Raw genomic sequence first — 13,005 nt, forward strand, 5'->3', positions numbered from 1 at the left:
CTACCTCTGCGTGGGAGCGCTGCCCGGCATTTTCATCCCCGGCATGTCCTTCATTCCACGCACGTCGGCACCCTTGTCGTTCATGTCGGACATCGGCTCGGTTTGCTTTGACATGCCCGGCATGTTTTCCATTCCCCGCGTGCCACCGCTCGAGCCCATGCCGATCATGGATTTCATGATCTCGCCAAGGTTCGCCTCGGAATCGAGTAGGAACTGCGCCGACGTTACCACTCTCTGGCCGGCGTCGACACCGCCCAGGATCTCGATGTACTCTCCGGCAGTTTGCCCCACTCGCACAACGTGTGGCATCAGACGTCCACCACCCATGTCGACGAATACGACGTCGCGTTCGCCGGTGCGGAGCACAGCAGAGCCCGGAACAGTCAATACCGAACGCGTCGGCGTCGTAATCCGGGCGGTCGCGTACATGCCTGGTTTGATGATGCCGTCGCTGTTGGATACGACAACGCGCGCTCGTATCGCGCGCGATGCCGAATCGAGTGTCGGGTACACGTAAGCGACGCGTCCCTTGTAACTTCTGCCGGGAATCCCTGACAGCACGATGTCGGCGCCGGAGCCCGTTCGCACCGTTGCTGCATCGCCGCCACGCAGTTGAAGGTCTACCCACACTTCTGACAGGTCAGCTATGGTATAGAGATCCATCCCGGGCGTTATTGCCTGACCCTGCACCACTTTTTTCTCGACCACGATGCCTTTTGCGGGAGAGTAAAGCGTCAGTGTCCGCTGTACTCGTCCGGTGCGCATGACGCGCTGGATCTGCGCGTCCGAGATATCCCACAATTGGAGCCGTCGCTTCGCGGCAGCCAGCAGATTCATGGAGCTGGCTGGCACGCCCGGCACGACGCTCTGACCAATCGTCCGGTCGAGGTTAATGGCGACAAGAAGATCCTGCTGAGCCGAGACGAGCTCCGGCGAATAGATCTCGGCGAGCGGCTGGCCGCGCCCAATGAGCTGACCCGTGGTCTCGACGTGCAGCCGCTCCACGAAGCCACCGAATTTCGGGGTTACTTTGGCAATTCGAGTTTCGTCGAAGGTCACTACGCCCGTGGTGCGTATCTCCATCGTCAGTGGCCGCACCTCGGCGGTGCCGAAAGTCACGCCGAACTGGCGGATCTGATCGGCGGTGAGGTGAGCGGACCCATCCGACGACATCGACATTCCTTCCATGCCGGCCATGCCTTTCATATTCTCACCCGCCGGCGTCGAGTCGGCACCGCTCGGCCGGCTCGCGGTTGACGAGCCCCGTCTCGCGAGGGCATACGCGGCGCCGATGACGAAAACGGCACCGAGCAGCGCTCCACCCAGCACGAATTTGCGCGATCGGTAGTTCATCGGAGCACCTCCGCGCCGACAACGCGCTCGAGTTCCGCAAGGCTTACCGCAAAATCCGTCAGATCGCGAAAGTATGCAGTCTCGTACTTGAACACCGATGCCTGCGCGTCCACAACCGATGCAAAATCGACCTTGCCTGTCTGGTAGCTCGCCAGTGCCGATGCCAGGGTCGCACGTGCCTGTGGCAGAACTGCTTTTAGTGAAAGGGCAAGCTGGGTTCGCTCGCGGTCAACGTCACTCGCCAGGGTTGCCACGCGCCGCCGAACTGAATCGACCGCCGATAAATGACCGGACTGCGCCGCCTCCAGCTCCGCACGTGTTCCGAGCACCTCCTGGTTCTGCTTTCGGCCGCGCTGCAGGCGGAGCGGAATCGACACGAAAAGAGACACGTAATCCGGAAACCGCGGGCGATGATCGTACTCCAGTGCAACGTCGAAATCGGGAAGATGAGCCTTGCGCGCAAGCGCCAGCCGACGCTCCTGAGCAGCAATTTCCGCCTCATGCGACCGAAGCATCGGACTGTTCCGCTCGGCGAGCGCCACGAGAGAGTCCAGTGGCAGAATCGGGGAATCTGCCGCCGATGAGCCAAGCGCGGGCGAAGTGAATCGAACACGGGATGCAGATTCGGCGATCGCAAGGCGTGCGATCCGGTTTGGAATCGTGGCAGATGGCACCGGCATGATGCTGGGACGGTTGAGCACTGCGTTCAGCCGGGCAAGTGCCGCTCGCTCCTCTGCAGCGAGAGAAGCGGCGGCGTCACCCAGGTGGGCAGCGTCTACACGAGCACGGAGCACATCCGCCAGCGAAGCGGTGCCGACTCCGTACCGCGCCTCAGAGACACTGATGAGTCCGCCAAGCACTTTCTGGTTCTGCTCGACGATCTGGCGAGCGCTCCGCACAAATGCGAGCTCATAGTAAGCGGTCTTCACGTCCGCGATGGCCTCGAGTCGCGTTTGAGCGAGGCTGGCCGAAGTTGCGGACACTTCATTCCGCACCACCTGTTCAGCGAGCGACAGCTTGCCGGGCCAGGGGACCGTCTGCGTGAGCCGCAGAATGTTCATCGTGAAGTCGTCGTAATAACCGGGTTGTTTGTAGGGAAGATTGAGTATCCCTGCCATGAGCATCGGATCGGGGCGTGCGCCCGCGGGGCCGATACGCGCGTGCGCTGCCCTCACCCGGGCTGCGGCTGCATGCACTGCAGGATTTCTCAAGAGTGCCTCGGAAATCAACGAGTCGAGGCCGGGGCTTTGAGCGGTTGCCGTTACGGGCGCCGTTACCGACATCAGCGCCAGCAACCCAAAGCCCGTCATGCCGCTTCGGCTACGTGAAATCCGGCCGCCCGCGCGCGCGCCGGCTGCTTCATTAGTGAAAATCATCGAGTTGTTCCAGTCCAGGACCACGCGCCTTGAGGACAACGAATTGTCCTTAAAAGCGCTCGCCGCGAGAGACATTCTCCGGGGTGGAGAATGCCTGCGACTACGATTGAGTTTTGTCCGGACTTACGCTCGAGGAGGGGGCGGCTCGGGCGGGAATGATCGTGATGTTGGGATCAGCACTACAACCTGCTGCGGTAGCAGGGAGTGAACCGCGGGAGAAACAGCACGCTCGCGCACGCTTTCGAAAACGCCGGTTACGCAGGGCGCCATCAGGTTGCACGCGGCTGCCGTTACGGGGGATTTGCAGGGCGTCTCTTTTTGCTCCGCATCAACTGGAGCGCCTCCACCATCGGGCATCGTCATGCCTGCCATCGCGTCCGCCGAACCCTTCATAATGCCTGCTTCACACGCAAGATCAGCGGCGCCCATTTGTAAATGGAAGCCGAGAATCGTGGCGACAAGCAGACTGGTCAGGCGCGAGCGGGTCATTCTTATTGCGAACCCTCTGCGATTTGGGGAAACCGGATCGAGCGTCGACTCAAACTACTCAACAAGAAGCTCTCGCGGCAGCAAAATGTTCCCGCGCCGTACCAGCGGAGCACCGTTGCGAACCTTGCGCGGCCCAAGTGAACGAACCGAGAACGGCATCAGATCCGGCGGGGTCCCGCCAGCAGCAGCACCCAGCCGGGCAAGACGAAACACCTTGCTCGGGTAACGCCAGCAGTCGGGCGTGTTGGTGCCCCGAACGCAGCCGTTGTATCCCAGCAACGCTTGGGGTAAGGTTTTCGCCTGACGAATATTCTGAGCGAGAATCGCGACGCCGTGGCACATGTTGGACTCGATGTCGAACAAATCGCTCGATGCACAGCCCCACTGTCCGGCATGGAACGGCATCACCTGCATCAGACCTCGCGCTCCAACAAAGCTCTTCGCGCGTGGGTCGAGCCAGGGATTCTCGGTGAGCAGAACGCCAACCAGGAGAGTAGACCCGACGTTGCGACGCCTTCCCTCCCGTACGAGAGCGGTTGCGATTCGATCTGCTCGGCGAGTGTCCTTGGTGTAGCGGCGAAGTACGCTTGCGACACGTTCCTCTTCACTGCCAAGCGGCAATGATGCTCCCTTGCCGGTGGCGAGGTAGCCTGCCGTCCCGCGGTCGCCGAGAATAATGTCGAGCAGTTCCGACACAGAAGGCGGGGTTGCGCGCACGACGGCAGCGGGCATCCGGATCGGCGCCACAATTCCCTGGGTCGATGGCGCGCGGCGCGCGTCAAAGCCGGAATGGCCCGCAACGATCGCAACCGCGACAACCGTCAGCGCTCCGTATGCGAGCGCCGCTCTGACTCGTTTCATGACTCTTATACTAACAGATGATGCTATTGTTTCTGCAGCTTGACATTTCGCGAGTTGAAGTTGCCAGTTTCAGTGATGACGCCGCTGAGACCGACTTGTCACCGCTTAAAATGCAAACCAGTAGGTGGCCTTCACCAGAAAGATGTTATCGGCCAGCACTTCTCCGGCTCTGAGAACGGGGATGGCGGCGAGGTTCGTTCCCACCGACTGATCAGAATCGGTATTCGAGCGAGACGCGAAGCTGTCGCGGTTCGACGGGGTGGAAGTGGACGTCTTCGATTCCGCCGGCCGGCTCGTTCTGGAGGCGGGACGCATAGAAATATTGAATGTCAGAGTCGCGCGAGTCGAGCACGTTCAGCAGGCTCGCCTGAAGGCGAATCCCTGACCTGAAATTGTAGCCGGCGTCGGCGTTGACAAGTGTGGTAGCATCGGCACGCACTTCATTGCTTTCGATAAGCGGGTACTCGCCAAAATGACGAAGTCGCAGCGCACCGAACGCGCCGAACTCGGGGCTCCAGGCGACGCCGCCCGCAAAGACGTTTTCGAGGGCGCCGGGAATCCGGTCAGCGCCCTCGGCCTCGTCCGCGAAGCGTGCGCGGGCGAAAGACACATCCGCGTCCAGCGAGAGGGACGGGATTGGGCGGTAGAAATTGGCCCACGTGACCCCGCGTCGCTTGCTGGTACCCGATGCTTCAGTCGCGCCCGCATCGCCAACGAACAGCAGCTCGCTATCGAGGTCGAGAGCCCAAAGCGTCAACGTCGACCGCAGGCCAGTTACCGGGCTGGCCCGAACGCCGATCTCACCCCCGCGCGAGCGCACGAGCGGATCGACCCGCTCGGCCGGCTCGGCCGGCTCGTCAGTGGCTGGGTCGATGGTGATCGTAGTGCCGCGCGCGTCATTACTGTGAAAGCCGAACCCGCCGCTAAGATAGAATTCCGTATCACGCGAAGGGGCGAACACGAGCGACGCCTTCGGGCTCACGATCGCCGCGCGCTCGTTTCCCGAATTTTCCGGCCGGTCGCTCTCGACGTCGAAAATGTAGCCGTCGCCCCTCACGCCGAGCACGCTCCGGAACCACGGGCTCCATCTGGAGACAGCTTCGGCAAAGAGGCCGGTTCCCCATTCCGTCACATCGTCCTCGCGCACCGTCCTCAGCCGTGAGCGCGCTTTGGTACGATAGAGACCGAGACCGTCGATGAAGTCAGCACGCGTCTGCACACCCAATGTCAGCGCGTGCTCCACGCCAAGGGCTTGCACTGCCTGTACCCGCTTGGCGTTTCCTCCAACGATGACACGCTTGTCACGCTGGTTGAACTGATCGCCGTTGACGGGGTCGTCGAGGAAATAAGTGAAGTTCGAATAGAGGTCGAGATCGGAGTAGATCGCGAACAGCTGCGCGTCCTGAACGGAGTTCCGGCCGGCCCGGTTCCATGATCCCGACAAGCTAAAACGCTGAGAATTTCCGCCATCGGTCGAGTCAATCTGTCCGAGCCGGTCGATGAGTCCGGATTGTACGGACCGATCCGGGATCTGGTCCGTCGAATTCCACTTGTTGCGGTAAGCCATCGCGAGGAGTGAGAACCGGGAGGCACCACGCTCGAACGAATAGCTTGAGATGCCGCTGAGCTTGCGGATTTCCTGGCCCCTTACCCACGGTCCATTGTATGATTTTGCCTCAGCGGCGCCGAGTAGATCTCCACCGTTCAGCCGCGTCGAGCCTCCAGCGACGAAGCGCGCCAGCCCGTTCTCGCCGCCGCCGAGGGTGACGAACGGCCGGTTCAACCTGCGCGCCAGGTGAAACTCAGCGCCCCCAGCGCTGCCGAAGTCGCCGAGCGAGGCGTGATAAACGCCGAGCCGGTAATCGAGATACTCGACGAGTTCCGGAATGAGAAAGTTGAGATCGGTCCAGCCCTGCCCATGCCCGTGGGTAGGCATGTTAAGCGGCATTCCGTCGATGCGCGTCTGGAAGTCGGTGCCATGATCCAGGTTGAAGCCGCGGACGAAATACTGATTCGCTTTTCCCTCGCCGGAATGCTGCGTAACAATTACGCCGGGGACGGTTTCGAGCAGCTCTCCCTCGCGCGATATCGGACGTGACCGCAGATCGGCGGCGCCAACGCGGCCTTCGGAGGCGGTGCCTGCAACCCCGATGAGATCGTCGATGCGCCCGGTAATCTTGACCGTATCGAGCCGGCTGCCCCGGGTCGTGTCCGATCGCACCGGCTGTGAAGGAACTGTCTGAGCGCACAGAACCGCGGGAAGGCATGTCAGCAGAATTACCGCAAGCGGGGTCGCGCTAAGTGCGATACGGACGAACGGACACAGCATTGGACGGGGCATTGGACGGGTTCAGTTGGAGGGCGAAAAGGCCGAATCGATATACGACCCGGTTAAGAGACCGGATCTCCCAGGACCGGACACCGGCGTCGAATCATGTCATATTCCTGAGGGCACGAGCGTGAAGACCGCTATGTCCATCGGTTCAGAGCGATGTTGCAACAGGCGAGCCAGTGACGCTGGAGCACTGGGCTCAGCCGGCGCCAGTACCGGCATGGCGTGGGCGTCGAGCGGGCTGGCGACATACAGGCCAGCCGGGAGCGGGGGTTAGGCGCTGTTCCATATGAAGGATTGCAAAGGCTGCCAGCAGAATCAGAAGTCGATGGCACCATGCGACGTGCCGCGCATTAACTATGCGGCATGTCCGTTTCCATTACACACTTCGCGCTGCTGTTCGGTGAACGCTTCAATCTCGAGGCACGAGCCATCAGCAATCAGATCTCACACACAGAAATCTGACAGCCTGCAAGCTGAAGGCTGCAGTCGTTGTTCTCCGCATTCAGCGTTCGCAGTATGTCCGCAGTCCGCCCGTTTTTTGTCCTCGGTCCGCACCAGTCCGCACTCCGCAGTCGACGCGTCAGAACGCGAACCAGTATGTCGCCTTCACCAGAAAGATGTTATCCGGCCGCGCCGAGAACAGCGCCTCCCTGTCTCTCGCAAAATTGAAGTTTCCTATTGGGTCGGTGTCAGACCTGTTCTGCTGCCAGACAAAGAAAAGCGTCGAACCCGGGCGATATTCCCAGCGCACCACAGCATTTCCACGTAGCGCACGAAAGTTGAAGTTCGGATCGAAGAATGAAACGGCCTGCGCCGGCCCTGTACCATCCGCATCGATACGATAGAGCTTTCCTCCGTTCACGATGCTCGACGTCACCTGGGTTCCAGGAGTGAATGTCCGGCGCGCCGACTGTCTGGGCGCAATAAACTCATTGAAGCTCGCGTAGTCGCCACTCGCAATCAGCGGCTGAGCGAACACCTCCAGCGTGAGACCCGGTGTGAACGTGACGTTTGCACGGGTGTTGAGCGACACCGACCTCTGGTGCAACTCGGCGAATATGTACCGGCGGCCGGCGAAATCGGTCGCTGTGGAATCTGTCCCTGACGTGACGAACTGCGCCGGATTAGCGGACTTCGAGAACGACGGCCCGAGAGAAAGCTGCACGTTGGCAGTCGGCTTATAGGTAATGCCGCCGTTGATATTGTAATTGTCGAGACTCTGATCACGGTTGGTGTAACTCGACTGGAAGCTCGCTGACACTGACTTCCGCGCATCACTCGCGACAAAGAACTGGCTGTGCCGGTAGCCAAGGCGGCGCAACGTCGGCCCCCCCCGAGTTAACCGGTCATCGTAAACCTCCGGCGCGCGGATATGGAACATGTTCAGCTGCCAGAAATTCTTCAGCTGTCCGAAAAGGCCGGACGAGAACTCGCGGTCGGTCAGGTCACCGTCGTAGTTGAATTCCTGCTGCATGCCTAGCACCGCGAAGTAACTGCGGTAAATCCTGCCCGGTTTCGTGACTGAGCGTGCGATGTTGGAATTGTGGTAGAAATAATCGGCTTTCGTGATGAACGCGATGTCGTTGACCTCGAAACCGGGGCTTCTGTAATTCACCATGTGCTCCCAGTTCCACAAACCTCCCTCCTTGGCGACTCGTGCATATCCCCCATATCCGGCAAGACTCGTCGCCGCGGGGTCGAGCTCGTCGGAGAACAGGCCGTTACCGCCCGCCTCTCGGTCGGGACGCTGGAAGTATCTCGCGCTCGACCGTTGAAGACGCAGCAATGCAGGCGCTGACCCGCGAACGTCGGACACCGCGTATTGGCCCATGAAGCTGTATGCACGGTTTTTCCAGGAGCTAAACCAGTCGATGCCCGCGCCGCGCGCGTGGCCCGGAATCCGTGCCTGCGCAAGCGAGTCGTCGGTAAACCTGTCTACCGAGGTAACGATTCCGCCAAACGAATGCGCGCCGCCCTTGAACTCCTTGCGCGCTCTCCCAACGAAATAGTTCGTGAACGGCTCGGCCTCGGCCCTGAACTCGTCGCGGGCGCCGGTAACCCGGTTGACCGCAACGATGCTCGCCCTCTCCTGACGGGTTACCGCGTTGAGGACGCCGACCGTAATGTTGCTCTGCGTTTTGCCGGTAACCTTGCCTGCAGCCAGAATCGTCGCATTCTCGGGCTGATCGACATATGTCCCGGAGGGTGACAGCTGCGGCGATCGTCCAATCCGCCTGGTGTAGAACAGCGACAGGTTGCTGACATTGCTACAGAAAAAACAGCTGAAATTGCCGAAGCCGAAGGCATTGCTGTTCTCGATGAAAAACGGCCGCTTCTCCTGAAAGAACGTCTCGAACGCCGACAGATTCACGACCGCCGGGTCGACCTCTACCTGCCCGAAGTCGGGGTTGAACGTCGCATTCAGCGTCAAATTCGACGTCAACCGGTATTTCAGGTCACCGCCAACCCGATAATCCGTTTCACTTGCCTGCGTAAACGGATTCGATGCATCGGTGGGACGGACGTATCGCGCGCGGCCGACAGTATAAGGAAGGAGCTCCATACCCCGGGGACGCTCAGTGATCTTTATGCCCTCGAGATGCCCATACCGCTGCGGCCCGCCCGGCTCGTTGTTCGGATGCCAGGCAAAATGAGTACGCTCGTTGAGACGGTGGGTGAAACGAATCACCTGAACTCCCCACGTCTGATCAGTGGCGCGTGAAAAATTGAGCTGATTGTACGGGATGCGCATCTCGGCAGTCCAGCCAAGTGAGTCAATACGTGTCGCTGTTTCCCAGACCGGATCCCATGAGGGGTCACCAGTTCCGTCGCGCTTCGATCCGGATGGATTCACAGAAAAATTGAATCGCGAGCTATGGTCGTGGTAGCTGTCGAACACAATGTTCAGCAGGTCGCTGTCGGTCTCGCTCAGGGCGTCGCGCCGGAGTAGTCGTGTTTTTACGCCCCTGGCACCGAGGCTGTCGAACATTCTAGCGGCAACGTAAACGGCCTCGTCATCGTAAGCGAACCGCACCTCGGTGCGCTGTGTGCCGGGCTTACCCTCATCCGGCTGTGACTGCCGGAATTCGGTGATCGGCTGCGCAGTACGCCAGACTTCCTCGTCGAGCCTGCCGTCCATCGTGACCGCGGCATTGAGCCGTGCCGCGTTGGCAACCGGCGCGGGCGTGCTGTGGGCGCCGCCGCTGCGCCCTTGAGCGGCAGCCGTTCCGCCGATGAAACTAGCCAGAACAACCAGCGACACCGCGGTGATCCTGACGGATTGTCTGACGACACAAGGGATTTGCATGCTGAAGGTGGTGGTGATGGTGGTCTGAATTGCCCGAAGGCCTGGCTTTCCCAGCGTGCAGATTAGATGCAGGAACCCGCGTAAGGGTTTGCATTGATCGATAACCAATTACGGGGGCAAAACTTGTTCGGTTTCGTAACGGTTATTGTCAGAATCGTGTAAGGCGTATGGCCAATCGGCGCGCATGCACGACTGCAACTCTGGCCAACGACGGCGCCGACAGGTATGTTGGCATTCCATTCGCCTGTCGGGAGAAGGCAGTGTCCAGGACTCCAGCGGGCCTCGCAGGCGTCATTGACGGCCGCTATGCGATCGAGCGTGAAATCGGTCGCGGCGGGATGGCGGCGGTTTATCTTGCCCGTGACAACCGGCACGGTGGCCGCGTTGCAATCAAGGTGCTCAGCGCCGATATCTTCAGCGCTGTAAGCGCCGAGCGGTTCACGCGCGAAATCCGGACGACGGCGAGTCTGCAGCATCCCAATATTCTCCCGGTATTTGACTCGGGGCAAATAAATGGGATCCCATATTATGTAATGCCGTATGTCCAGGGCGAAACCGTCGGCGAGCGCCTCTTGCGGGAGGGGCCTCTCCCCGTTGGTGACGCTCTCGACATCGCCTGCGAAATCTCCGATGCGCTTTCTTGCGCACACGACCAGGGTTTCGTGCACCGGGACATCAAGCCTGGCAACATTCTCCTGGCTCACGGCCACGCGATTCTTGCTGATTTCGGTATCGCTCGCGCGATGGAAGCTGTGGCCAGCGATAGCGAACTGACCGGTACAGGCATCGCGCTCGGCACCGTAGCCTACATGAGTCCCGAGCAGGCCGCGGCAGGTAAAGTGGACGGACGCAGCGATATCTACGCGCTCGGCTGTGTGCTGTACGAAATGCTGGCTGGCCATCCGCCGTTCGCTGCGGCCACCCCGCAAGCGCTCATGGCGCGTCATTGGGTCGACACGCCACCGAGTATCAGGACAATCCGACCATCGGTCAGCGCGACTGTCGAAGCATTGATAATGAAAGCGATGGCCAAGGCACCGGCCGATCGATTCCGCGACGCACGTGAGTTCCGAAACACAATCAGAGATGTCGACACTGGGGAACGGACGGCTGCAACTCCGCTCGTTGCAGCGTCAGCCTCCGGTGCTCTCGTATCCGGTACCGCGATCGGCATCGACCCCAGAACGCCGAGTAGCAGCGACCCTGGATCCACCGCCGTTGGCAGGGCCGCGCGGCTACCGCGATCGCGATTCCGCATTGCCGGGCTCGCTGCCGCCGCAGTGATCACTGTCGGGGCGCTCGCATGGCAGTTCGGCAGAAACGGCGATGTTGTCCTGGATGACAATCGCGTCATGGTCTACCCGCTCGTCGTTGCAACCGATTTCAAGGGTTCAAGAAGCATCGGCGAGGATGTGGCTACGATGATCGGCAGCGCTCTCGACCAAAGTGGACCACTCAAGCTCATCGATGCCTGGCCACTCCTGGCCCCGAGCCGGAGACAGGACATCCGGACATTGTCGGTCGACGAAGCGAGAGATCTCGCCCGGTTGAAAAAGTGTGCATACTACATGAACGGCCGCATCGTGCCGCGTGGCGATTCCGCCGAGGTAATCCTCGAGCTGAATGATGTCGCCGGAGATTCACTGGTCGCACGAGGCACAGCTTCGGGCAGGACGGTGGACGCGTGGCGAACGGGACTTCGTGCACTGAATGCGATGCTTCCCTCTGTGATTCCAGGTGGCGCTCCGGGAGCGATCGCTGAATGGAACGATCGCGATCCGGGCGCAATCGCGAGTTTTCTGCAGGGTGAAGCTGCATTCCGGCGCACTCGCCACAGTGAAGCACTCGAGCATTTCCGGAACGCGGTAAACGCCGACTCGACTTTTGCACTCGCCGCGATTCGCGGAGCGCAGGCCGCAGCAGGAAACCATCGCCTGATCGAAGCGCAGTCGCTTATTGCCACTGCGCTCCGGCAGCGGATGTCGCCGCGCTATGTGCATTTCGCCCGCGCCTATGAATCTTTCCTGCTGGGCAGGGCCGACTCCGCGATAGCGGACCTCAACCGCGTATTGTCTGCCGACCCGGAAATGTCGGCTGCATGGATGCAGCTTGGAGAAGTGTACATGCACCTGCTCCCATTCGGGGGCAGCCCCGATCGCCTTGCCAGGTCCGCATTCGACTCGGCGCGCCGGCTCGACCCCGGAGCGCCGAACCTCCTTTACCACTCGATCGAAATTCGGCTGCGCGAGGGCGATCTCAGGGAGACGCCCCCGATGATGCGACGCTTTCTCGCGGCGCGGCCTGACTCGCTGTACGCGGAGCAACTGACGTTGATGGAGTCGTGCGTCAGGAACGGTCCGGCAAACATGAAGTGGAGCACGTCCGTTCGAAAAAAACCCTTCCCTCTGCTCGCCGCCGCCAACGCGCTTAGAGGCGGCGGAGCGCAACTGCCGTGTGCAAAGCTCGCGTACGACGCGGTGCTGCGGGGAGCCGAGGGCAATGATGAAGCGATCGAGGCGTTGCGGTGGAATTCGATCATCGGGTTGCAGAGCATTCTGCTGGCGGAGGGAAGAACGGACGAAGCCACACGCCGCATCGACGAATGGATTGCCCGCGGACAGGGCGGGACATCGCTCTATCTGCTTGACGCACCGTATTATCCAGACCTTCAGCAGCGTGCGAGACAGGTAGCGGAGGAGGACGCGATGAAGTTTGGCGCCGCGTACGAGCGTTGCCCGTTCCCGTTGCGATTATGGCAGCTCGGAGTCTGGGAAGCGCGATCCGGTCGTGTTTCCGTCGCGGAGGCGATCGCGAGAAATCTCGAAGCGCGCGCGGCGAAGAGCGGCGAGATCCACGAACGGCTGCTCGCGAAATCGATGGCGTCTCATGCAGTCCTTGCTCGCGGCGATAGCGCGAACGCACTGCGAATGCTGACTGAGCTCGTCGGCGAGGAGCTTCCGAGCGCAGATCTGAGCTGGAATGTCGCGACTTCGCGCGGTACGGATCGTATCGCGCTTGCCGAGCTCCTCCTCGCTCGAGGCGACTACAGGAAGGCGATCGATGTTGCCGATGTGTTCGACTCGGCGTGGCCGCAAATCTACATCCTATATTATCCCGCAAGTCTTTCGGTGAGGGCCGATGCTGCCTCGGCCCTCGGAGACAACGAAGCGGCAGCGCGTTACAGAAACCGTCTGGCCACACTTCGCAGTGGTCGGCCGGTTGCGGTTCGGTAGAAACCCTGAACAAGGAGATCGGCCATGGCTGGACAAGGAGGAAGGAAAGGC

The 13,005-nt window shown here is 60.8% G+C and carries 6 protein-coding genes; 1 reads left to right on the top strand and 5 read right to left on the bottom strand.

The window, feature by feature from the left end; all coding sequences use genetic code 11:
- The 5 genes from WKF55_13870 to WKF55_13890 all read right to left on the bottom strand — a co-directional run bounded on the left by WKF55_13870 (position 1) and on the right by WKF55_13890 (position 9,721).
- Positions 1–1,353: an efflux RND transporter periplasmic adaptor subunit gene (locus WKF55_13870; protein ID MEJ7760667.1), complete on the bottom strand. Its 1,353-nt coding sequence runs from the start codon at positions 1,351–1,353 to the stop codon at positions 1–3.
- On the bottom strand, positions 1,350–2,729 hold the full coding sequence (locus WKF55_13875) for a TolC family protein (protein MEJ7760668.1): 1,380 nt from the start codon (positions 2,727–2,729) through the stop codon (positions 1,350–1,352). Before WKF55_13875 ends, WKF55_13870 begins: the two co-directional genes overlap by 4 nt.
- A gap of 543 nt (positions 2,730–3,272) precedes the next feature.
- The gene (locus WKF55_13880; protein ID MEJ7760669.1) at positions 3,273–4,079 is read right to left on the bottom strand and encodes a transglycosylase SLT domain-containing protein; all 807 of its coding nucleotides are present in this window, start codon (positions 4,077–4,079) and stop codon (positions 3,273–3,275) included.
- Between the two features lie 211 nt (positions 4,080–4,290).
- Positions 4,291–6,420: a TonB-dependent receptor gene (locus WKF55_13885; GenBank protein MEJ7760670.1), complete on the bottom strand. Its 2,130-nt coding sequence runs from the start codon at positions 6,418–6,420 to the stop codon at positions 4,291–4,293.
- 574 nt (positions 6,421–6,994) lie between these two features.
- Positions 6,995–9,721 (bottom strand): DUF5916 domain-containing protein, encoded by a 2,727-nt coding sequence (locus tag WKF55_13890; protein ID MEJ7760671.1) that lies wholly within the window; start codon positions 9,719–9,721, stop codon positions 6,995–6,997.
- A 167-nt stretch (positions 9,722–9,888) separates the two neighbouring features.
- Between WKF55_13890 and WKF55_13895 the strand changes: the two genes are divergently transcribed.
- Positions 9,889–12,954 carry a protein kinase gene (locus WKF55_13895; protein MEJ7760672.1) on the top strand — a complete coding sequence of 1,022 codons (3,066 nt, stop codon included), beginning with the start codon at positions 9,889–9,891 and terminating at the stop codon, positions 12,952–12,954.
- The last annotated feature ends 51 nt before the right edge of the window (positions 12,955–13,005 follow it).

The sequence above is a fragment of the Gemmatimonadaceae bacterium genome (assembly GCA_037721215.1).
GTDB lineage: Bacteria > Gemmatimonadota > Gemmatimonadetes > Gemmatimonadales > Gemmatimonadaceae > UBA4720.